The organism is Enterobacter sp. 18A13, assembly GCF_007035975.1.
In the GTDB taxonomy this organism is placed as follows: domain Bacteria; phylum Pseudomonadota; class Gammaproteobacteria; order Enterobacterales; family Enterobacteriaceae; genus Enterobacter; species Enterobacter vonholyi.
This window is the reverse complement of sequence record NZ_AP019634.1, coordinates 1,749,769-1,770,682: the sequence shown is the minus strand read 5'-3', so window position 1 is coordinate 1,770,682 and position 20,914 is coordinate 1,749,769. Positions and strand designations below refer to the sequence as shown.

Genomic DNA, 20,914 nt, shown 5'->3' with positions numbered 1-20,914 from the left:
CATGGATTATGGTGATGATGACCTCTTCGCGTTTTACTCGCTGGTTAACCCTGATTGCGCTGGCAGCCACCGTCGCGGTGGCGCTTCCCGCTCGCGCAAATACCTGGCCCCTCCCTCCGCCCGGCAGCAAGGTGGTGGGGGAAAACCGCTTTCATGTGGTTGAAAATAATGGCGGTTCGCTGGAAGCCATTGCCAAAAAATATAATGTCGGTTTTCTGGCTCTGCTGCAGGCGAACCCCGGCGTCGACCCGTACGTCCCACGCGCGGGCAGCGTATTGACAATCCCGTTACAGACTATCCTTCCGGACGCCCCGCGCGAGGGGATCGTGATAAACCTGGCGGAGCTACGCCTGTACTATTATCCGCCGGGTAAAAATGAGGTGACCGTCTACCCGATTGGTATTGGTCAGCTGGGCGGCGACACCCTGACGCCGACGATGGTCACCACCGTCTCGGATAAACGCGCGAATCCAACCTGGACCCCGACGGCCAATATTCGTGCCCGTTATAAAGCTCAGGGCATCGATCTTCCGGCCGTGGTGCCAGCAGGCCCGGATAACCCGATGGGTCACCACGCAATCCGTCTGGCGGCCTACGGCGGCGTTTACCTGCTGCACGGAACGAATGCGGACTTTGGCATCGGCATGCGCGTCAGCTCCGGCTGCATTCGTCTGCGCGATGACGATATCAAAACGCTGTTTAACGTCGTTACGCCGGGTACCAAAGTGAATATTATCAATACGCCGATTAAGGTTTCTGAGGAGCCGGGCGGCGTGCGGCTGGTTGAAATTCATCAGCCGCTATCGAAAAACATTGGCGACGATCCGCAGACGCTGCCCATTAACCTGAATGCCGCGATGGTAAGCTTCAAAACGAATGCGAATACCAACAGCGAGGTGATGGAGCGCGCAATGGAGGCCCGCTCAGGCATGCCGACCGATGTCACCCGGCATCACGATGTTGCCCAGCAGTCGATGTAAATCAGAAATAAAAAAACGCCCTGCTCAGCAGGGCGTTTTCTATTGCAGTGGCATAAATGAGGGTTTATGCCCGGCTTATTTGTAGATGACGGCGGTGCCGTGCAGGGTGTTAGGACCGGTCACAGAGGTGATGCGGTAAGATTTTGCGCCCATCTCTTGCGCTTTTTGCGCCAGCTGATCTTCCAGGGAACCCAGGTTAGTCCCGGCAGAGGCAGAGATCGTCCCGACTTTATGCTGGTCAGCAGGGGTGGATTGCACCTGTACAGCAGCAAAGCTTGCGAAAGAGAGTGAACTCAGAACAGCGGCAGCGATGAGGGTTTTTACGTTTTTCATGATGTTTACCTTTAGCAGATGAATTTGGAGGTCGTTAATCATTTAGTTAACGATCGATAGGTAAATCATAAATGTGATCCATATCACGCGTCAACATAATTTTATAATGACCATTAACTTAATTTTAAAGTCGTTATTTTTCATACTCATATGATTAATTTATTTTTAAGCATTCAGCGCTGGTGGTGACTTGCGTTTATTTTTATAATGGTCATTCAACAAACCAACAGAGGACCAACGGCACATGACAACCGACGTCACGAGTTGTGCGAAGAAAAGCCGTGGCCGACCAAAAGTGTTTGACAGGGATGCAGCGCTTGATAAGGCCATGACTCTCTTCTGGCAACATGGGTATGAAGCAACCTCGCTTTCCGATCTGGTAGAAGCTACCGGAGCAAAAGCGCCGACGCTGTATGCCGAATTTACCAATAAAGAGGGGCTGTTCAGGGCGGTGCTGGACAGATACATTTCGCGATTTGCGGCGAAACACGAAGCCCAGCTGTTTTGTGAAGAGAAAAGCGTCGAACAGGCGCTTCGGGATTATTTCACCGCCGTCGCGACCTGCTTCACCAGTAAAGAGACGCCTGCGGGCTGCTTTATGATTAATACCTCTGCCACCCTGGCGGCGTCCTCTAAAGAGATTGCCAATACGGTGAAATCGCGGCATGCCATGCAGGAGGAGACGCTTAGCGCATTTCTGGCTCAGCGCCAGCAGCGCGGTGAAATCCCTGCCCAGTGCAACCCACAGCTGCTGGCGCAATACCTGAGCTGTATTTTGCAGGGGATGTCGATCAGCGCCCGTGAAGGGGCTACGCTGGAAAAACTGCAGAATATAAGCGAAACCACGCTGCGGCTGTGGCCTGAGCTACTGAAAATCTGAAGCAAAAAAAAGCTCCTCAGCCTGAGCGCATGAGGAGCTAAATTCAGAGAACATCTTTTTTACACTTTGTTATTCAGAACCAGCTGGCCATTTCCATCCAGTGGAATTTGCGTGCCCGGGTCTTTATCCATGCGGATTTTGCCCTGCTGATCGCCAATTTTGTACGTCACGTCATAGCCCAGCATTTTTTCCGACTTGTCATAGACGGTTTTGCAGCGCTGCTGAGTCGTGGTGTAGGTATCGTTATCCTGCATCGCGCCCTGAACCTGGTTACCGGCATAGCCGCCACCCAGCGCGCCGACCACGGTCGCCACATCTTTACCCCGGCCGCCGCCGAACTGGTGACCAATCACGCCACCCGCTACCGCGCCCAGAACAGAACCGGCGATACGGTTTTCATCCTGCACCGGACGACGATGCGTCACGGAGACGTTACGGCACTCCTGACGAGGCGTTTTTACCGTTTCTTTAATCGGTGTAGCAGAAACCACCTGCGCATACTGCGGGCCGCGATCTAATACGTTGAGACTGGCAACGGCAGCCACACCTAACGCAGCCGCGACGCCAATCCCTATACCCGCCAACATTGATTTATTCACGGGACTTCCTCCTTTGTTGCTATTGGTAACAATTTTGCAATGGAGGCACGGCTTCGCCAATCAGATAAAGGATCAAAAAAGGGGCGTTCAGAGGAGATATATTGTATTTAGGAGAACTCTTAAGCACTCAATCTGTGATCTACAGCATGAAATGCTAAAAACTCCCTCCGGAGAGCCCGGAGGGAGTGAAAGATTAGTGCAGCTTCAAGCGCGGACGGATCACGCGGTTGATTCTGCCGACCAGCATCATCAGCCCGGTTTTGAAATAGCCGTGCAGCGCAATCTGGTGCATACGGTAGAGGGAGATATACACGAAGCGGGCAATGCGCCCTTCTACCATCATCGAGCCGCGCATCAGGTTACCCATCAGGCTGCCGACGGTAGAGAAGTTTGACAGAGACACCAGAGAACCATGGTCTTTGTAGACATAGGCTTTCATTGGCTTGCCTTTGTACTGCGCCAGAATGTTGTGCAGGACCAGGCTTGCCATCTGGTGAGCGGCCTGCGCGCGCGGCGGCACAAATCCACCTTCAGGACGCGCGCAGGAGGCGCAGTCACCGATAGCAAAGATTTCAGGGTCACGCGTGGTTTGCAGCGTCGGCTCCGTCACCAGCTGATTGATGCGGTTGGTTTCCAGGCCGCCGATATCTTTCATAAAGTCAGGCGCTTTGATGCCGGCCGCCCAGACCATCAGATCCGCTTTGATATACTCGCCGTCTTTGGTGTGCAGGCCGCCTTCGTCGGCGCTGGTCACCATGGTCTGCGTCAACACCCGCACGCCCAGCTTGGTGAGTTCATTGTGCGCCGCACCGGAAATACGCGGAGGCAGCGCGGGCAGAATGCGTTCACCGGCTTCGACCAGCGTGACGTTCAGCGCTTCATTCGTTAATCCTTTATAACCGTAGCTGTGCAGCTGCTTCACCGCATTGTGCAGCTCCGCAGACAGCTCAACGCCCGTCGCACCGCCGCCGACAATGGCGATATTCACCTTACCGTTCGCACCCATATTGCTGGTGTACTTCAGGAACAGGTTCAGCATTTCCTGATGGAAACGACGCGCCTGGTGCGGGTTATCGAGGAAGATACAGTGTTCTTTCACGCCCGGCGTGTTGAAGTCGTTAGAGGTACTGCCCAGCGCCATGACCAGCGTGTCATACGGCAGTTTGCGCTCAGGAACCAGCAGCTCCCCTTTTTCATCGCGCAGCTCTGCCAGGGTGATGGTTTTGCTTTCACGGTTGATGTCAACCACCGAGCCCAGCTGGAACTGGAAATGGTGGTTGCGCGCGTGCGCCAGATAGCTGAGCGCGTCCACGCCCTCGTCCAGAGAGCCGGTCGCCACTTCGTGCAGCAGCGGTTTCCACAGGTGGCTGTGGTTACGATCCACGAGCGTGATTTTGGCTTTTTTACCGCGACCCAGCTTCTTACCCAACTGTGTCGCCAGCTCCAGCCCGCCAGCACCACCGCCTACAATCACTATCTTTTTCAATGGCGTAGTCAACGTGACCCCCTCAAATTATTAACCAATTGTTAATTAAAAGTTATAAAAATAACCCTTAATTAACAACAGGTTACAGCACTGAAACCATTCAGGTGCATTGAGAATACCACGTCAGGCGCATTGGTCATACCAAAATTGATATGCATCAAGTTTTGATGGCTTAAAAGTAGACAATTTTGGTCAAAAAGAAAGCCCGGCACGCTTTCACGGCCGGGCTTCGACGCCTGCAGGTAAGGAATTAACCCAGCGTTTTAAATGCTTTGATACGCTGCAGGTGCGGGGAGATGTTTTTGAACTTGTGGGTCTGTTCTTCGTCCCAGACAATTTCGTAATAATGATGCAGCAGCTCTGCCGCCCGGTGGCTGTTGAGCGCCTCATCGTTACGCGACAGGATCACCAGACAGCGGTCACGGTTTTTCTCACGAAAATTACTCACGCACTTGGTTGCAATATCGACATACTCTTCCGGGCGGTCAATTTTGCCTTCCATGTTCTCGTTCGGGAACAGGTTAGGATTGAATACCACCTGACGGATGTCGCACAGGAAGCCAATGCGCTCCGCCCAGTAGCCGCCCAGCCCCACGCCGCAGATCAACGGGCGATCGTCGACGTTGAGCTGCAACATCTTGTCCACCTCTTTGAGCAGATGCTGCATATCGTGCTTCGGATGGCGCGTGCTGTAGCTGATCAACCGTACATCCGGATCGATAAACTGCAGCTGCAGCACCTTCTCATGATTACCAGGGCTGTTTGAGTCAAAACCGTGTAAATAGATGATCATCGTCTTCTCACCACGCTACGCCTTCCGGGAGGGTTTACAGGCTGGCTTTATGTGCCTGCCAGCGCTCATTCAGGTCTTCAAGCCGGGCGTTGACCGTCTTCCAGCGCGCCGAATCCATCAGCTCCTGACGGCTAAATGAACCTTTATGATACAATTGTGTAACACGCTCAGCTTTGATCGGCGACAGGTTATCCAGCACGCTAACGGCACCTTTACGATTATTGCAGACCAGGATCATATCGCAACCTGCATCCAGCGACGCCTGACCACGTTCAGCGTAGCTGCCCATAATCGCCGCCCCTTCCATCGATAAATCGTCAGAGAAGATCACGCCATTGAAGCCCAGTTCCTGACGCAAAACGGTTTTCAGCCAGTGCGGAGAGCCGCTGGCAGGACGCGGGTCAACGTCGCTATAAATCACGTGCGCAGGCATGATGGCATCAAGCTTGTTGTCGGTGATAAGCGACCTGAACACCGACATATCTTTGGCGCGGATCTCCGCTTCCGGGCGCGGATCGCGCGGGGTCTCTTTATGCGAGTCCGCCGTGACCGCCCCGTGGCCCGGGAAGTGTTTCCCGGTGGTTTTCATCCCGGCATCGTGCATTCCGTCGATGAACCAGGTCGCCATGGCAAGCGCAATGCGCGGATCGTCATGGTACGAGCGCTCGCCAATGGCGGCACTGATATGCCCCACGTCCAGAACCGGGGCAAAACTGATGTCGATATCCATGGCAATCATTTCGCTAGCCATCAGCCAGCCGGCCTCCTGCGCCAGTTTCCCGCCCTCTTCCGTGCCGAGCAGCGCGGCAAAAGACTGGGCTGCCGGCAGGCGGGTAAACCCTTCGCGAAAACGCTGCACGCGTCCGCCTTCCTGATCGACGGCCACAACCAGATGGTTGCGCGACGCGGCGCGGATCTGACGCACCAGCTCACGCAGCTGCGCCGGATCGTGATAGTTGCGGGTAAACAGGATAAGCCCCCCCACCAGCGGATGCGCCAGAATTTCACGCTCCTCCGCATCCAGCTCAAACCCTTCTACATCCAACATGACTGGACCCACATCCACCTCTCTTATCCTTTAGTTTGTAACTGACGCCAGGCATCGTCTGCCAGCGCAATAAATTGTTTGTCTCTGGACTGCCGATAGCGGATTTCAAACCAGCCAGCCATTAACATGACGACCCAGGGCCGCCAGCGTTTGACCTGACGCTTCAGCGCGTCGGCGTTAATGTGTGCCACCTGGGCGTAATCCATGATGAGCATTTGCCGCGCGGCTTCACTCTCCGTCCAGACGGCCGCCAGCTCCAGCGCCACATCGCCATCTCCGGCATATTCCCAGTCGATAAGCCTGATGCCCGCTGACGTATGCACAATATTTCCGGCATGAACATCCATGTGCAGCGGCGAGAGCCGTATCGGCTGCGGCTCGCCCGTTTTATGCAGCCGCTTGAGATGCGCCAGCCACATTGGGGTGCGCCTGTCAGGCAGGGCCTGCTGCCAGTAGTGTTCAAGCAGCGGGAATAACGTAATTCGCCATCCCAGACGTGGCTGCTGGTGCAGATGATACAGCATCGCCGTGAGCACAGGCGTGTCCGGCAGCGCGCTTTTAACATCACCTTCCAGATAGTCGACGGCCATCCAGCCCTGTCTGAAAAAACGAGGGGCAGGCACGAGATCTGACGGTAGACGCCTCAGGGCGCGAAACTGACGACGGAAATGGGAGGCAGGCGCATCGGGGTCATGGTTTTGCCGCAAGACCAGACGTTGTTCGCCCTGCGCTATAATGCAACTCGCGCCGCCAAGCCCGGAATGGGCCTGCGGCGCGATAAGGCGGTACTGAGGAAAATAGCGCGTCAGAATCTCTTCACGCGTGCTGTCATTGTTGCGTAACCGCACCTTTACCTGACCAGATAATTTCGCCTGTCTGAACCAGCATCAGCTGCATCTGCAGGGCTGGTGTATTCACGTTACCGGTGGCGTTAGAGTAAAGCACATACTGTGCGCCAACGTTACGGGCAATACCGATCGCCTTGCTGCGGGTACCGAGGCTATCCTGCGGCGAAAGGCCCAGCTGCTGTTTGGCTACCGCGAGCTGTTGAGCTGAGACCAGCGTAAACTTACCGTTGTTTGCCAGGGCATTGCGCAGAGTTTCCGTCGCTTCACCCGCATTCAGCGAACCGTTGGTACGGTTGTTCACGCTATCAACCAGCAACACGCTACCTGCCGTCACGCCCTGTGCCTGCAGCATTTTGCCGACCATGGGCTGCATTGCGCCGTTCCAGTCGTAATGACGCACGCGCGGCGTGGGTTGTGACGTCTGGTCCGGATGTTCAATCGGGCCTGGCTGTGACGGAATAGACGGCACAGACGGCACGGTTGGCTGCTGCTGCGTTGGCGGCGTCGGCTGTTCAGTGCCCGGTTTCGCCTCTTCCACAGGCGCTGGCTGTTCAGTTCGGGTCACACACCCTGCCAGGAACAGAGCGAAAGCTGTCACGAGCGCATAGCGGCTCAAATTTTTAATCAAGGTTCACCCCTCAGAGATAAAGATAAAGTCTCACCTTATGTGCACCCAGATAGTTGGCGCTGCCATAGAGCGTTACCGACGACCTGGCCGGAATGGTGACGCTGCGAGGCGCCTCCAGCGGATGCATTTCAAGACCTCTTACGTCATACCAGAAAAAACGGTAGTGGACCGTCACGGGCTCATGTCTTTCATTAAAGAGCGTAGAGGAGGCAGATGAGTTGATTTCACTGATAGTCAACGCGGGCTGTTGCGCCGTGATGCCCGCGGCAAGCACGGAGGATTCCATGACCAGCGTCTGTTCATCATTCACGGGGATCGCCGGGCGCGAGCTGCACCCCACAATCATCATCGTCATTATCAGCGCTGCAATACGCCCTTTAAGCATGTCAAAGACCTTTATGTGCCAGCATCGGTCCCAGAGGACGACCACCCAGCAGATGCATGTGAATATGATAAACTTCCTGGCCACCGTGACGGTTGCAGTTCATGATCAGACGATAACCGTCTTGTGCAATGCCTTCCTGTTCAGCGATTTTCGCGGCCACCGTCAGCATACGACCTAACGCCACTTCATGCTCGGTTTTTACGTCGTTTACAGTCGGAATCAGAATATTGGGAATAATAAGGATGTGCGTCGGGGCCTGAGGGGAAATGTCCCGGAAAGCCGTCACTAGTTCATCCTGATAGACGATATCCGACGGAATTTCGCGGCGGATAATTTTACTGAAAATCGTTTCTTCAGCCATGACCTTTTCCTTTTTTGTTTAATCTGGCGCAATGCGTCCGCTGTAAACACACTCCCGGGATCGGTGTGTGACACAATGCAAGAGTATGAGCGAGTTTCTCCTGTCCTTTCAACCTCCTCCCTCGATTTCTTTCCTGAATGTTCATCAGCTGACTGAAGAGTGACCGCTCTTGTGCCTCAGTGGCGTTTTTTAAGACACAAATAAAAAAGGCAGCCATTCGGCTGCCTTAGTCTCCCCAGGTCACAACTTAGTTGCTGCGGATGTACTCATCCATTTCGGTTTTCAGGTTATCGGATTTGGTACCGAAGATTGCCTGTACACCAGAACCTGCAACAACTACGCCCGCTGCGCCCAGTTTTTTCAGACCCGGCTGGTCTACTTTCGCTACGTCGGCAACGCTCACACGCAGACGAGTGATGCACGCGTCCAGGTTAGTGATGTTCTCTTTACCGCCGAACGCTGCGACCAGTGCCGGAGCCATTTCGCTGGTAGCGCCAGCTTTGCTGTCTTCTGTCGCATCTTCACGACCCGGAGTTTTCAGGTCCAGTGCTTTAATCAGCACGCGGAAGATGGTGTAGTAAACAACGGCATAGCACGCACCCACGATAGGGAACAGCCACAGTTTGCTGCTGTTACCGGACAGAACGATGAAGTCGATCAGGCCGTGAGAGAAGGACGTACCGTCACGCATACCCAGCAGGATACAGATTGGGAACGCCAGGCCCGCCAGAATCGCGTGGATAACGTACAGGATCGGCGCAACGAACATGAAGGAGAACTCGATCGGCTCGGTGATACCGGTCAGGAACGAGGTCAGCGCTGCGGAGATCATAATACCGCCCACTTTTGCACGGTTCTCTGGCTTAGCAGAGTGCCAGATAGCAATCGCCGCTGCTGGCAGACCGTACATTTTGAACAGGAAGCCACCAGACAGTTTACCTGCAGTTGGGTCGCCCGCCATGTAACGTGGGATATCGCCGTGGAATACCTGGCCTGCCGCGTTGGTGAATTCACCAATCTGCATCTGGAAAGGAACGTTCCAGATGTGGTGCAGACCGAATGGCACCAGACAACGCTCGATGAAGCCGTAGATACCAAACGCCACAACCGGGTTCTGGTAAGCAGCCCACTGAGAGAAGGTCTGGATAGCAGAGCCGATTGGTGGCCAGATGAAGGACAGGATCACGCCAGTGAAAATCGCTGCCAGACCAGAAATGATCGGAACGAAACGCTTGCCCGCAAAGAAGCCCAGATACTCAGGCAGCTTGATGCGATAGAAGCGGTTAAACATATACGCTGCAATCGCACCGGAGATGATACCGCCCAGAACACCGGTGTCTGCCAGGTGTTTCGCGGCGATCTCTTCTGCCGGTAAATGCAGAACCAGCGGCGCAACAACAGCCATGGTTTTCACCATGATGCCGTAGGCAACCACTGCAGCCAGCGCAGAAACGCCGTCGTTATTGGTGAAGCCCAGAGCCACACCGATCGCGAAGATCAGTGGCATGTTAGCAAAGACAGAACCGCCTGCTTCGGCCATCACGTGGGACACTACGGCTGGCAGCCAGCTGAAGTTAGCAGAACCGACACCCAGCAGGATACCTGCGATAGGCAGTACGGATACTGGCAGCATCAGCGATTTACCGACCTTTTGCAGGTTAGCAAATGCATTCTTAAACATAATTGAGAGTGCTCCTGAGTATTTGTGCTTTTTTTACGCTTTCACGCATTGGCCCGGGGGGAGTACCGTGCCGTGGACAGGACATCTAAGCGCCCTTTATTTATTACACAGAGTAAAATAATTCCCTCTGAGTTTGTTTGACGGCTATCACGTTTCAGCTTAAGGCGGTCGAAAAACTTTCAGTTATTTACAAAAAGCATGTCCGGATGTGTCTAAAAACACCCTCACCGCCCCAAATGAGGCGGTGAACTTTACTCGCTTTACTTATTAATTACGAGCCTAAAAAAAACAGGCGTATCAGACAGATTGCAGGCGGGCGGGGTCAATATGGAACAGCGCGGAGAAGTTTTCCGTCGTCACGCGGGCCAGCTCATCGATACTGACGCCCTTCAGAACGGCCATGTACTCAGCCACATCTCTGGTCATTGCGGGCTGGTTCTCTTTACCGCGATGCGGTACCGGTGCCAGGTACGGAGAATCTGTCTCCACCAGAATGCGATCGAGCGGAACATAACGTGCAGCATCACGCAGCTGCTCAGCGTTACGGAACGTCACGATCCCCGAAAACGAGATATAAAAGCCTAAATCAAGCAGCTTACCCGCCGTTTCTCTGTCTTCTGTGAAACAGTGTAGTACGCCACCGCAATCCGTCACGTTTTCTTCCCGGAGGATCGCCAGCGTATCCGCACGTGCATCGCGGGTGTGGACGATAACCGGCTTATTCAGTTCACGGCCAATGCGAATATGGTTGCGGAAGGACTCCTGCTGGCGAGATTTGGTTTCCGGCGTGTAAAAATAGTCCAGCCCGGTTTCGCCCATCGCCACCACGCCCTCTTCTGCTGCCAGGCGGCGAAGATCCTCAACGTCGTAGGCCTCGTCCTGATTCAGCGGGTGCACGCCGCAGGAGAACACCACGTTATCGCGAACGCCCACCAGCTCACGCATGGAGCGATAGCCCGGCAGCGTCGTCGCCACCGCAAGGCAAAATTTCACATCGCGGGCAGCGGCTTTTGCCAGCACGTCATCCACGTTTTCATGCAGGGATTGATAATCCAGGCCATCAAGATGGCAGTGTGAGTCGACTAAAAACATAATGTCTCTCTCAGAGATGGGAAACAGGCGGTGTGACGCCGGGTTGCAGGTAATGTTCGATACGCAGTAACTGGTCGGTCAGTAAAAGCTCGCGATTAAGCCCCGTTACGGTTAAAAGCTGTTCACGGCTTTGGCAAATTTCATGAAGCATAGCGTGAAGAACCGTCCCTGAGAGGCGGTTCGCCAGCGTATTCACAAGCGGCCACGCATCCGGGTTGGTCAAAAGCGTTGCCCCTTGCTGGATTTTGAGCGCATCCAGCAGCAAGGAGGCCAGCCAGTGCAGCCGATCAACGGCCCGATCGCTGTTAAGCGCAGGCAGTAAACTTAGCCAGTCGTGGTTATTCAGTGCCGTTTCGATGGCACGGCAGAGCGTTTCTCGCTCTGACCAGACGTCAGGCTGCAGTAATGCCAGCGCCGCCGCAGGCGCGCCGCTGCTCAGGCGCAAGGCGGACAGCGCGCTCTCAGGTGACGTTGTCACCTCTCGTTCCAGCCAGCTCAGCGCCCACGATTCCTGAGGAACCGCAAGGTGATGAAGACGACAGCGGCTACGCAGCGTCGCCAGTAATCGTCCCGGATCGCGGCACGAGAGGAAAAACCACGTTTTCACCGGTGGCTCTTCCAGGGTTTTCAGCAGGGCATTAGCGGCCGCCTCGGTCAGCTGCGTGGCGTCTTTAAGCCAGACCACTTTAGCGCCGCCCAGCCGCGCGTGTTCATACAATTTTTCACTGACTTCCCGCACGGCATCGATACCCAGCGCGCTTTTACCCTTCTCAGGCTCAAGGGTGTAGTAGTCAGGATGTGTACCCGCCTGCATCAGCTGGCAGCCGCGGCATTTGCCGCAGCTCTTATGCCCTTCCGGCTGCTGGCACATCAGAAAACGGGTGATGGCATAAATCAACGCGTCATCGCCCATTCCCGGCAATGCCTGAATCAGTAACGCATGATGCCCCCGCCCCGCCTGATAGCTGCCGATCAGCTGTTCAAAGTGCGGGCGCAACCATGGATACCATTTCATGCCTGCTGCTCCTGCACCCACTGCGTCACGGTTTGCTGAATGTCACGCGTGACGTCGTCCAGGGATTGCGTCGCATCGATGGTACAAATTGAGCTGTCCTGTGCGGCCAGTTCAAGATAGCGCGCACGGGTGCGGTTAAAGAAATCAAACGACTCTTGTTCTATGCGGTCCAGCTCGCCGCGCGCGCGGGCACGCTTGAGGCCCACTTCCGGGGTTACATCCAGATAGAGCGTCAGGTCGGGGCGAAAATCTCCCAGTACGGCATTACGCAGCGTTGCCAGCATGGTCTGGTCGATGCCGCGTCCGCCGCCCTGATACGCCTGAGTCGACAGATCGTGACGGTCACCGATCACCCACTTACCCTCGGCCAGGGCGGGTTTGATCACCGTCTCAACCAGCTGCACGCGCGCCGCGTAGAACATCAGCACTTCGGCTTTGTCAGTGATAACTTCGTCGCCGACGGATTTAATATCCAGCACCAGGCTGCGCAGCTTTTCAGCCAGCTGCGTGCCGCCCGGCTCACGGGTAAACACCATGTCCGCCACGCCAAGTGATTTGAGCGTATCCACTACCACGTTGCGGGCAGTGGTTTTACCCGCCCCTTCAAGTCCCTCAATGACAATGTATTTACTGCGCATTTTTTTCCTTAAGTGCCTTCAGATAGTCCTGAACAGAGCGGTTGTGGCTGGCAAGGTTGGTGTTAAAGGTGTGCCCCCCTTTTCCATCAGCCACAAAATAGAGATACGGTGTTTTAGCCGGATGCGCGGCTGCTTTTAGCGACGCCTCGCTCGGCGTGGCAATCGGGCCTGGCGGTAAACCGCTAATCACGTAGGTATTATACGCCGTTGGCGTCTCCAGATCTTTTCGTGAGATCTTGCCGGCGTAGCTCTCGCCCATGCCGTAGATAACGGTAGGATCGGTTTGCAGACGCATGCCGATACGCAGACGGTTGATAAACACCGACGCCACCCGATCGCGCTCGGCGGCAACGGCGGTCTCTTTCTCAATGATCGAGGCCATGGTTACGAACTGGTTCTGATCGCTGTAAGGCAATCCTTCCATTCGCCCCTGCCAGGCGGCATCCACTGCGGCGACCATTTTTTTGTGCGCCCGCTTAAGGATGGCCACATCGGTCGTGCCTGCCGTGTACATCCAGGTGTCTGGCCAGAACCAGCCTTCCACCCATTCCGGATGCTCAAGCTTCAGCGCTTCTGCTACCGTCTGATAGCTATCGTCTTTTAACGTATGTTTGATATACGGCGCATCGCGCAGCTGTTTAAGGTAATCGCTCAGGCGCATCCCTTCCACAAACCGCAGAGGGAACTGGGCTTCTTTGCCGCTTTCGAGCAGCTGCAGCATCTCTCTGACGGTCATTCCAGGCGTAAAGCGATAGGTCCCGGCTTTGAAATGTGACAGCTCAGGCTCCACGCGCAATAACCACGGGAAGACCCGTGGACGATTAATAATCTTGTCGCCATAGAGCTGTTCCCCAAGCGCCTGACGGCCGGTTCCCGCTTTCAGGGTAAAGATCGTTTCGTCTTTAACCAGGATCTTGCTGTCAGCCAGCTGGCGAACTTTCCATACGCCTGCTCCGCCAGCGATGCCCAGCGCGACGATGAGGATAAGGACAAAGCGCAACATTTTTTTCATGACTATCTGATTTGCTCACATATCGGGGCTAAAAACTGAAACAGCTCGCGCGAGGACCAGCGTTGTTGGCCATACGCACGGACGGGTACAACAGGCATCAGCGCGTTGCAGATGATGACTTCATCTGCGGCCTTTAGCGCGGTTTCTCCTGCACTAACTTCGACAACGCGAAAGCCAGAGCGTGCCAGCTGTTCCAGACAAAACTGACGCATTAACCCATTTACGCCAGCGTGTTCCAGCGACGGAGTGAACACCTCTCCTCCCTGCCGCCAGAGTAAATTAGCCGCACAGCATTCCGTAATGAACCCTTCGCTGTCAAGAACCAGCGCCTCATCGGCGTCCGTCTGTTCAAGATGAGTACGAATGAGCACCTGCTCCAGGCGATTGAGATGCTTAAGCCCGGCCAGCATCGGGTTTCGTCCCAGTCGCACCGGGCTCAGCGTCAGCGTGACGCCGTCTTCTCGCCAGCGAGAGTAATGCGCGGGATAAGCAGATACGGAGAGGATTCGCGTTGGGTTGAGACATGATGCAGCGCTATACCCCCGGCCACCACTGCCGCGGCTGATGATAACCTTGAGTACGCCGCTGTGCTTCTTTGACGCGAGCTGGCACATTTCCTGACGCAGCATGTCCCAGTGCGTAAAAGGGATCATTAGCTTTTCACAGCCATGCTGCAGGCGTCGAATATGCGCCTCCAGCAGGCAGACATCGCCATCCAGAATGCGCGCCGTCGTAAAGCAACCATCACCGAACTGTATCGCCCTGTCGCTGGCAGGCAGCGTGTCCTGCTCAAGGCCATTGATTAAAAACATGGTGGCTCCTTATGCGTGGGCGTTTAGTCTGGCAGGATGTCATGCAGCCGACAAGAAGATTAGCCTTAATAAAAAAGGCCCGGCAAGCGGACCTTTTTAAAAGCTATCGGGAGGTCAGGATCAGATCTTTTTGAAGATCAGAGAACCGTTGGTGCCGCCGAAGCCGAAGGAGTTACACAGGGTGTACTCCATACCGCTAACCTGACGCGCTTCGTGAGGAACGAAGTCCAGATCGCAACCTTCATCCGGGTTATCCAGGTTGATGGTTGGCGGAACAGCCTGATCGCGCAGCGCAAGGATGGAGTAGATTGACTCTACTGCACCCGCCGCGCCCAGCAGGTGACCGGTCATGGACTTCGTGGAGCTCACCAGTACGCGGCTGGCAGACTCGCCGAAGATAGATTTAACCGCCTGAGCTTCAGCTTTATCGCCTGCAGGAGTAGACGTGCCGTGCGCGTTAACATAGCCAATCTGAGCCGGGGTAATACCCGCATCACGGATTGCGTTTTCCATCGCCAGCGCAGCACCTGCACCGTTCTCCGGAGGAGACGTCATGTGGTACGCATCGCTGCTCATACCAAAGCCAACGACTTCAGCATAAATTTTCGCACCGCGTTTTTTCGCGTGTTCGTACTCTTCCAGTACGATCATGCCCGCCCCGTCGCCCAGCACGAAGCCGTCACGGTCTTTATCCCACGGACGGCTTGCCGCCTGCGGGTTATCATTACGGGTAGACAGCGCACGGGCTGCGCCGAAACCGCCAACACCCAGCGGGGTACTGGCTTTTTCAGCACCGCCGGCAACCATAGCATCTGCATCGCCGTACGCAATAATGCGCGCGGCCTGGCCGATGTTATGTACGCCAGACGTACAGGCGGTCGCGATAGAAATGCTTGGCCCACGCAGGCCGAACATGATGGTCAGGTGACCCGCCACCATATTAACAATCGTGGACGGAACGAAGAACGGGCTGATCTTACGCGGGCCGCCATTCATCAGAGATGTATGGTTTTCCTCGATCAGGCCAAGACCGCCAATCCCGGAGCCGATAGCGGCGCCGATACGGGTTGCGTTCTCTTCCGTAATCTCAAGGCCAGAATCCTGCATGGCCTGAACGCCAGCGACAATTCCATATTGAATGAAGGCATCCATCTTGCGCTGTTCTTTGCGCGAGATGATCTCTTCACAGTTAAAATCCTTTACTAAGCCAGCAAATTTCGTTGCATAGGCGCTAGTATCGAAATGGTCGATTAGGCTGATGCCGCTCTGACCGGCAAGGAGAGCTTTCCAGGTGGACTCTACGGTATTGCCGACAGGAGACAACATGCCAAGTCCGGTCACAACTACACGACGCTTAGACACGTTTGTCCTCCAGGGAGGGATAAAAAAAGAGATTCGTGGGACTAAAAAAGATAAAACTCAGGCGGTCGAATGACCGCCTGGAGATGTTCACTTACGCCTGGTGACCGTTGATGTAATCAATGGCAGCCTGAACGGTGGTGATCTTCTCAGCTTCTTCGTCCGGAATCTCAGTATCAAACTCTTCTTCCAGAGCCATTACCAGCTCAACGGTGTCAAGAGAATCTGCGCCCAGGTCTTCAACGAAGGAAGCGGAGTTCACAACTTCTTCCTGCTTAACGCCCAGCTGTTCGCCGATAATTTTCTTAACGCGTTCTTCGATAGTGCTCATACTCTTAAATTTCCTATCAAAACTCGCTTTCGCGATGGTTTTCGTAGTGTATAAAATGTTGAAAAATTTGCAACTAAATCCCGGCAGTTCTTACCACGATTTTACGTTATTTTGAGGCCTTTTACCCAAATAACGCAAATTTTTTTATCGTGGTTAAACCATATACATCCCGCCGTTGACGTGGAGGGTCTCACCAGTGATGTAACCCGCTTCGTCAGAGGCTAAAAATGCAACCGCACTGGCGATTTCTTTAGGGTCGCCAAGACGACCCGCCGGAACTGCCGCCAGCGTACCCGCACGCTGCTCATCAGTCAGCGCACGCGTCATGTCCGTTTCAATAAAGCCCGGAGCAACAACGTTTACCGTAATACCGCGGGACGCAACTTCACGCGCCAGCGACTTACTGAAACCAATCAGACCTGCTTTCGCCGCAGCGTAGTTAGCCTGACCAGCATTTCCCATGGTACCTACCACAGAACCGACAGTGATAATACGACCATGACGCTTTTTCATCATAGCGCGCATTACCGCTTTTGACAGACGGAATACAGATGACAGGTTGGTTTCGATGATATCGTTCCACTCGTCGTCTTTCATTCGCATTAACAGGTTATCGCGAGTGATCCCGGCATTGTTTACCAGAATATCCACTTCGCCAAACTCTGCGCGAATATTTTCCAGAACAGATTCGATAGATGCAGGTTCAGTCACATTCAGTACCAGACCTTTACCGTTTGCACCCAGATACTCGCTGATGGCCTGAGCGCCATTCTCGCTGGTTGCTGTACCAATCACCTTCGCGCCGCGCGCAACCAGTGTTTCAGCAATTGCACGCCCGATACCGCGGCTTGCGCCAGTGACCAGGGCGATTTTTCCTTCAAAACTCATGGTATTCCTCTTTTATTGCGAGAGTGCCGCTGACATCGCTTCCGGCTCGTTAATCGCCGAGGCTGTCAGGGTGTCAACAATACGTTTTGTCAGACCGGTGAGGACTTTACCTGGGCCGACTTCATACAGATGCTCAACGCCCTGTGCGGCCATAAACTCAACGGTTTTGGTCCACTGTACCGGGCTATAGAGCTGGCGAACCAGCGCGTCACGGATAGCTTCCGGCGCGGTTTCGCATTTCACATCGACGTTGTTCACGACAGAAATCGTCGGTGCGTTAAAGGTAATTTTTTCCAGCTCAACCGCCAGCTTCTCGGCAGCAGGCTTCATCAGCGCGCAGTGAGACGGCACGCTGACAGGCAGCGGCAGCGCACGCTTAGCGCCCGCTGCTTTACAGGCCGCACCGGCACGTTCAACCGCTTCTTTATGACCTGCGATAACCACCTGACCGGGCGAGTTGAAGTTCACCGGCGAGACAACCTGGCCTTCAGCAGATTCTTCACACGCTTTTGCAATTGCAGCATCATCCAGACCGATAATGGCAGACATGCCGCCCGTGCCTTCCGGCACCGCTTCCTGCATGAATTTACCACGCAGTTCCACCAGACGTACCGCGTCAGCAAACGCGATCACGCCGGCGCACACCAGCGCAGAGTATTCACCCAGGCTATGGCCTGCGAGCAGCGCTGGCGCTTTACCGCCCTGCTGCTGCCAGACGCGCCACAGCGCAACAGATGCGGTCAGCAGCGCTGGCTGGGTCTGCCAGGTTTTGTTCAGCTCTTCGGCCGGCCCCTGCTGGGTCAGTGCCCATAAATCATAACCCAGTGCATCAGAAGCTTCACGGAAAGTCTCTTCAATGACCGGATAGTTTGCTGCCATTTCAGACAACATCCCAACGGTTTGAGAGCCCTGGCCCGGGAACACAAAAGCAAATTGCGTCATTTTTTATTCCTTATCCTAGAAACGAACCAGCGCGGAACCCCAGGTGAACCCGCCACCGAAGGCTTCAAGCAAGACCAGCTGGCCCCGTTTGATTCGTCCATCGCGTACCGCTTCATCAAATGCGCACGGTACCGACGCCGCAGAAGTGTTGCCGTGACGATCCAGGGTCACAACAACGTTATCCATCGACATGCCCAGCTTTTTCGCGGTCGCGCTGATGATGCGCAGGTTCGCCTGATGCGGCACCAGCCAGTCGAGCGAGGAACGCTCAAGGTTATTCGCTTCCAGCGTTTCATCAACGATGTGTGCCAGCTCAGTCACCGCCACCTTGAACACCTCGTTCCCTGCCATGGTCAGGTAAATCGAGTTGTCCGGATTAACGCGATCGGCGTTAGGCAGAGTCAACAGCTCGCCGTAGCTGCCATCAGCATGCAGATGCGTAGAGATGATACCCGGCTCTTCGGACTGCCCCAGCAGCACCGCGCCTGCGCCATCACCAAAAATAATGATCGTTCCGCGATCGGTTGGATCGCAGGTGCGCGCCAGCACGTCAGCACCGATCACCAGCGCATATTTAACGGCACCGGATTTCACGTACTGATCGGCAACGCTCAGCGCATAGGTGAAGCCTGCGCACGCTGCAGCGACGTCAAACGCCGGACAGCCTTTAATGCCGAGCATGTTTTGCACCTGGCACGCTGCACTTGGGAATGCATGCGTGGCAGACGTCGTGGCGACCACGATCAAACCAATCTGTTCTTTATCAATGCCCGCCATTTCGATAGCACGCTGTGCGGCTTCGTAACCCATGGTCGACACGGTTTCGTCTGGCGCGGCAATACGACGTTCACGGATACCTGTGCGCGTGACAATCCACTCGTCAGACGTATCTACCATTTTTTCCAGATCGGCGTTGGTACGCACTTGTTTTGGCAGGTAGCTGCCGGTACCTAAAATCTTCGTATACATGTACGCTCAGTCACTTTTAGCTAATACAGATTCCAGGCGAGCGGCAATCCGTTGAGGGACTTGTCGCTGCACCGCCTGCACTGCCTGTTCAATCGCGACAGCAAATGCTCGCTGATTGGCGGCGCCATGACTCTTAATCACGATGCCGCGCAATCCTAACAGACAGGCGCCATTATACTGGTCGGGGTTGAGGTGACTGAATCGCCGCGTCAGGCTCTTTTGTAGCCAACGCTTCAATAAAATGAGCCACCAGGCGCTTTTTTTGCCTTCTCCCTGAGATTTCAGCAGAGAAAGAAACATGCGCACGACCCCTTCCATGGTCTTCAACGTGACGTTTCCGGTGAAGCCATCGCACACCAGAACATCCGTTTTCCCCGTCAACAACTCATTGGCTTCGAGATAACCAATATAGTTGATGGAGGGAACCTGTTTGAGCAATTCAGCCGCTTCGCGAATGCTGTCCAGGCCTTTGGTCTCTTCTTCACCAATGTTCAGTAACGCAACACGGGGAGTGTTGATCCCGACAACTTCTTCTGCCAGCACCGATCCCATCACGGCAAACTGTGCCAGCATAGTACTATCACAGTCGACGTTAGCGCCTAAATCGAGCACCACCGTCTTGCCCTTCTGCTGATGCGGTAATACCGTCACCAGCGCCGGGCGCTCAATACCTTCAATAGGTTTGAGCAGTAATTTCGACAGCCCCATCAGCGCGCCGGTATTCCCCGCGCTAACGCAAGCCTGGGCTCGCCCTTCTTTCACCAACTCCAGCGCTATCCGCATAGAGCTGCCACGACTATTGCGAATAGCCTGCGAGGGTCGGGCATCACTGGCAATAACTGACTGCGCAGGAATAATCTGCAGACGCGAACGTTGTTCAAAGTCAGCTTTTGCGAGTAATGGCGTGATTGCGTCGGGATTGCCGACTAAAAGAAGTGTGAGTTGCGAATTAGAATTCAGTGCCTGCAATGCTGCAGGCACTGTCACGGAAGGGCCAAAATCTCCCCCCATGACATCTAACGCCAGGGTTAGACGTGTCAAGGTATCGTCGCAGCCTGGTTCGGTAAATTCCCCGTTTACACGGGGAAATCCTCACTAAGCCTAATCACGCTTGCGCGTGATTACTTAGTGATAACCTTGCGGCCGCGGTAGAAACCGTCAGCGGTGATGTGGTGACGCAGGTGTTTCTCACCAGAAGTCTTGTCTACAGACAGGCTGGTAACTGCGGTCAGCGCGTCATGGGAACGACGCATGCCACGTTTGGAACGGGTTGGTTTATTCTGTTGTACGGCCATGGACCTTACTCCTCAATTACTTACGCTTTAAGCTGGCTAATACGGCAAATGGGTTTGGTTTTTGCGCTTCATCAGGCAGTTCCCCAAAGACCATGTCCGCCTCGGACACTTCACAGTGTTCAGAATCATGCACCGGAACTACTGGCAAGGTGAGGATGATTTCATCTTCAACCAGAGCCAGAAGATCGATTTCACCGAATTCGTTAACCTCAATCGGCTCATACGCTTCCGGGAGTGCTTCAGCCTGTTCGTCAGAACGGACCGGACTGAAACAATACGTTGTGTGAACATGCTGTACAAACGGTTTCCCGCAACGCTGACACTCGAGCGTTACCGTTACCTTCGCATCACCGGTTAAAACGGCGAGACGCTGGTTGTCGATAGCGAACGACATGGAGCATTCTACATCACTGTCCACACTGACTACGGATTCGGCAATACGCTCAGCCTGATCGGAAGTATAGATACCTTCATAATCGAGGCGTTTTTGAGCCGTACGAACCGGATCAAGAGTCAGGGGTAATTTTACCTTTTGCATA

General features: G+C 54.6%; 25 protein-coding genes. 2 read left to right on the top strand and 23 right to left on the bottom strand.

What is annotated here, in order from left to right; genetic code table 11:
- The first annotated feature begins 14 nt into the window (after positions 1–14).
- Positions 15–980, top strand: a complete 966-nt coding sequence (gene ldtC, locus FOY93_RS08625) for a L,D-transpeptidase LdtC (RefSeq protein ID WP_111965550.1) — start codon at positions 15–17, stop codon at positions 978–980.
- Between the two features lie 75 nt (positions 981–1,055).
- Here the strand turns inward: ldtC and bhsA are convergent, their stop codons facing one another.
- Positions 1,056–1,313 carry a multiple stress resistance protein BhsA gene (bhsA, locus tag FOY93_RS08620; RefSeq protein WP_023616599.1) on the bottom strand — a complete coding sequence of 86 codons (258 nt, stop codon included), beginning with the start codon at positions 1,311–1,313 and terminating at the stop codon, positions 1,056–1,058.
- Positions 1,314–1,557: 244 nt separating this feature from the next.
- On the opposite strand from bhsA, the gene FOY93_RS08615 reads away from it, so the two are divergent.
- Positions 1,558–2,193, top strand: a complete 636-nt coding sequence (locus FOY93_RS08615) for a TetR/AcrR family transcriptional regulator (protein WP_024909039.1) — start codon at positions 1,558–1,560, stop codon at positions 2,191–2,193.
- Between the two features lie 59 nt (positions 2,194–2,252).
- Here the strand turns inward: FOY93_RS08615 and FOY93_RS08610 are convergent, their stop codons facing one another.
- The 22 genes from FOY93_RS08610 to yceD form a co-directional block, all read right to left on the bottom strand.
- Positions 2,253–2,792, bottom strand: a complete 540-nt coding sequence (locus FOY93_RS08610) for a glycine zipper 2TM domain-containing protein (protein ID WP_008500779.1) — start codon at positions 2,790–2,792, stop codon at positions 2,253–2,255.
- A gap of 193 nt (positions 2,793–2,985) precedes the next feature.
- Complete coding sequence (locus tag FOY93_RS08605; protein WP_008500780.1) at positions 2,986–4,290, bottom strand: NAD(P)/FAD-dependent oxidoreductase; 1,305 nt, start codon at positions 4,288–4,290, stop codon at positions 2,986–2,988.
- Between the two features lie 238 nt (positions 4,291–4,528).
- Positions 4,529–5,071 (bottom strand): alpha/beta hydrolase YcfP, encoded by a 543-nt coding sequence (ycfP, locus tag FOY93_RS08600; RefSeq protein ID WP_008500781.1) that lies wholly within the window; start codon positions 5,069–5,071, stop codon positions 4,529–4,531.
- Between the two features lie 34 nt (positions 5,072–5,105).
- Positions 5,106–6,131 carry a beta-N-acetylhexosaminidase gene (gene nagZ, locus FOY93_RS08595; protein ID WP_143345713.1) on the bottom strand — a complete coding sequence of 342 codons (1,026 nt, stop codon included), beginning with the start codon at positions 6,129–6,131 and terminating at the stop codon, positions 5,106–5,108.
- 11 nt (positions 6,132–6,142) lie between these two features.
- Positions 6,143–6,967 carry a thiamine kinase gene (gene thiK / locus FOY93_RS08590; protein ID WP_143344937.1) on the bottom strand — a complete coding sequence of 275 codons (825 nt, stop codon included), beginning with the start codon at positions 6,965–6,967 and terminating at the stop codon, positions 6,143–6,145.
- A complete protein-coding gene (gene lpoB, locus FOY93_RS08585) occupies positions 6,948–7,592 on the bottom strand; it encodes a penicillin-binding protein activator LpoB (RefSeq protein ID WP_197737691.1) in 645 nt (214 codons plus the stop codon). The genes thiK and lpoB overlap by 20 nt, the downstream gene beginning before the upstream one ends.
- Positions 7,593–7,605: 13 nt before the next feature.
- Positions 7,606–7,980, bottom strand: a complete 375-nt coding sequence (locus FOY93_RS08580) for a YcfL family putative periplasmic lipoprotein (protein ID WP_111965547.1) — start codon at positions 7,978–7,980, stop codon at positions 7,606–7,608.
- 1 nt (position 7,981) lies between these two features.
- Entirely contained in the window at positions 7,982–8,341 is a 360-nt protein-coding gene (gene hinT, locus FOY93_RS08575; protein WP_014069796.1) for a purine nucleoside phosphoramidase, read from the bottom strand.
- A 247-nt stretch (positions 8,342–8,588) separates the two neighbouring features.
- The gene (gene ptsG, locus FOY93_RS08570; RefSeq protein WP_023311158.1) at positions 8,589–10,022 is read right to left on the bottom strand and encodes a PTS glucose transporter subunit IIBC; all 1,434 of its coding nucleotides are present in this window, start codon (positions 10,020–10,022) and stop codon (positions 8,589–8,591) included.
- 297 nt (positions 10,023–10,319) lie between these two features.
- The gene (locus tag FOY93_RS08565; RefSeq protein WP_133294169.1) at positions 10,320–11,114 is read right to left on the bottom strand and encodes a metal-dependent hydrolase; all 795 of its coding nucleotides are present in this window, start codon (positions 11,112–11,114) and stop codon (positions 10,320–10,322) included.
- 10 nt (positions 11,115–11,124) lie between these two features.
- Positions 11,125–12,129, bottom strand: coding sequence for a DNA polymerase III subunit delta' (holB, locus tag FOY93_RS08560; protein WP_133294168.1), 1,005 nt, complete (start codon positions 12,127–12,129; stop codon positions 11,125–11,127).
- Positions 12,126–12,767 (bottom strand): dTMP kinase, encoded by a 642-nt coding sequence (tmk, locus tag FOY93_RS08555; protein WP_133294167.1) that lies wholly within the window; start codon positions 12,765–12,767, stop codon positions 12,126–12,128. The genes holB and tmk overlap by 4 nt, the downstream gene beginning before the upstream one ends.
- Complete coding sequence (gene yceG / locus FOY93_RS08550; protein ID WP_143344936.1) at positions 12,757–13,779, bottom strand: cell division protein YceG; 1,023 nt, start codon at positions 13,777–13,779, stop codon at positions 12,757–12,759. The genes tmk and yceG overlap by 11 nt, the downstream gene beginning before the upstream one ends.
- A 2-nt stretch (positions 13,780–13,781) precedes the next feature.
- Positions 13,782–14,591 carry an aminodeoxychorismate lyase gene (gene pabC, locus FOY93_RS08545; RefSeq protein WP_143344935.1) on the bottom strand — a complete coding sequence of 270 codons (810 nt, stop codon included), beginning with the start codon at positions 14,589–14,591 and terminating at the stop codon, positions 13,782–13,784.
- 120 nt (positions 14,592–14,711) lie between these two features.
- Positions 14,712–15,953 carry a beta-ketoacyl-ACP synthase II gene (fabF, locus tag FOY93_RS08540; RefSeq protein ID WP_032639670.1) on the bottom strand — a complete coding sequence of 414 codons (1,242 nt, stop codon included), beginning with the start codon at positions 15,951–15,953 and terminating at the stop codon, positions 14,712–14,714.
- 91 nt (positions 15,954–16,044) lie between these two features.
- The gene (gene acpP / locus FOY93_RS08535) at positions 16,045–16,281 is read right to left on the bottom strand and encodes an acyl carrier protein (protein WP_003857954.1); all 237 of its coding nucleotides are present in this window, start codon (positions 16,279–16,281) and stop codon (positions 16,045–16,047) included.
- A gap of 153 nt (positions 16,282–16,434) precedes the next feature.
- Positions 16,435–17,169: a 3-oxoacyl-ACP reductase FabG gene (gene fabG, locus FOY93_RS08530; protein ID WP_008500795.1), complete on the bottom strand. Its 735-nt coding sequence runs from the start codon at positions 17,167–17,169 to the stop codon at positions 16,435–16,437.
- A gap of 12 nt (positions 17,170–17,181) precedes the next feature.
- Positions 17,182–18,111 (bottom strand): ACP S-malonyltransferase, encoded by a 930-nt coding sequence (gene fabD, locus FOY93_RS08525; protein WP_111965541.1) that lies wholly within the window; start codon positions 18,109–18,111, stop codon positions 17,182–17,184.
- 15 nt (positions 18,112–18,126) lie between these two features.
- The gene (locus FOY93_RS08520) at positions 18,127–19,080 is read right to left on the bottom strand and encodes a beta-ketoacyl-ACP synthase III (RefSeq protein WP_115874729.1); all 954 of its coding nucleotides are present in this window, start codon (positions 19,078–19,080) and stop codon (positions 18,127–18,129) included.
- Between the two features lie 6 nt (positions 19,081–19,086).
- Positions 19,087–20,121 (bottom strand): phosphate acyltransferase PlsX, encoded by a 1,035-nt coding sequence (plsX, locus tag FOY93_RS08515; protein WP_060568787.1) that lies wholly within the window; start codon positions 20,119–20,121, stop codon positions 19,087–19,089.
- 80 nt (positions 20,122–20,201) lie between these two features.
- Positions 20,202–20,375, bottom strand: coding sequence for a 50S ribosomal protein L32 (rpmF, locus tag FOY93_RS08510; RefSeq protein WP_003857964.1), 174 nt, complete (start codon positions 20,373–20,375; stop codon positions 20,202–20,204).
- Between the two features lie 16 nt (positions 20,376–20,391).
- Complete coding sequence (gene yceD, locus FOY93_RS08505) at positions 20,392–20,913, bottom strand: 23S rRNA accumulation protein YceD (protein WP_014883375.1); 522 nt, start codon at positions 20,911–20,913, stop codon at positions 20,392–20,394.
- Between the last annotated feature and the right edge of the window lies 1 nt (position 20,914).

Coding starts and splice junctions, on each gene's coding strand:
- ldtC (WP_111965550.1), top strand. CDS start 15: ATGATGACCTCTTCGCGTTTTACTCGCTGGTTAACCCTGATTGCGCTG.
- bhsA (WP_023616599.1), bottom strand. CDS start 1,313: ATGAAAAACGTAAAAACCCTCATCGCTGCCGCTGTTCTGAGTTCACTC.
- FOY93_RS08615 (WP_024909039.1), top strand. CDS start 1,558: ATGACAACCGACGTCACGAGTTGTGCGAAGAAAAGCCGTGGCCGACCA.
- ycfP (WP_008500781.1), bottom strand. CDS start 5,071: ATGATCATCTATTTACACGGTTTTGACTCAAACAGCCCTGGTAATCAT.
- FOY93_RS08580 (WP_111965547.1), bottom strand. CDS start 7,980: ATGCTTAAAGGGCGTATTGCAGCGCTGATAATGACGATGATGATTGTG.
- hinT (WP_014069796.1), bottom strand. CDS start 8,341: ATGGCTGAAGAAACGATTTTCAGTAAAATTATCCGCCGCGAAATTCCG.
- ptsG (WP_023311158.1), bottom strand. CDS start 10,022: ATGTTTAAGAATGCATTTGCTAACCTGCAAAAGGTCGGTAAATCGCTG.
- FOY93_RS08565 (WP_133294169.1), bottom strand. CDS start 11,114: ATGTTTTTAGTCGACTCACACTGCCATCTTGATGGCCTGGATTATCAA.
- holB (WP_133294168.1), bottom strand. CDS start 12,129: ATGAAATGGTATCCATGGTTGCGCCCGCACTTTGAACAGCTGATCGGC.
- tmk (WP_133294167.1), bottom strand. CDS start 12,767: ATGCGCAGTAAATACATTGTCATTGAGGGACTTGAAGGGGCGGGTAAA.
- yceG (WP_143344936.1), bottom strand. CDS start 13,779: ATGAAAAAAATGTTGCGCTTTGTCCTTATCCTCATCGTCGCGCTGGGC.
- pabC (WP_143344935.1), bottom strand. CDS start 14,591: ATGTTTTTAATCAATGGCCTTGAGCAGGACACGCTGCCTGCCAGCGAC.
- acpP (WP_003857954.1), bottom strand. CDS start 16,281: ATGAGCACTATCGAAGAACGCGTTAAGAAAATTATCGGCGAACAGCTG.
- fabG (WP_008500795.1), bottom strand. CDS start 17,169: ATGAGTTTTGAAGGAAAAATCGCCCTGGTCACTGGCGCAAGCCGCGGT.
- fabD (WP_111965541.1), bottom strand. CDS start 18,111: ATGACGCAATTTGCTTTTGTGTTCCCGGGCCAGGGCTCTCAAACCGTT.
- FOY93_RS08520 (WP_115874729.1), bottom strand. CDS start 19,080: ATGTATACGAAGATTTTAGGTACCGGCAGCTACCTGCCAAAACAAGTG.
- rpmF (WP_003857964.1), bottom strand. CDS start 20,375: ATGGCCGTACAACAGAATAAACCAACCCGTTCCAAACGTGGCATGCGT.
- yceD (WP_014883375.1), bottom strand. CDS start 20,913: ATGCAAAAGGTAAAATTACCCCTGACTCTTGATCCGGTTCGTACGGCT.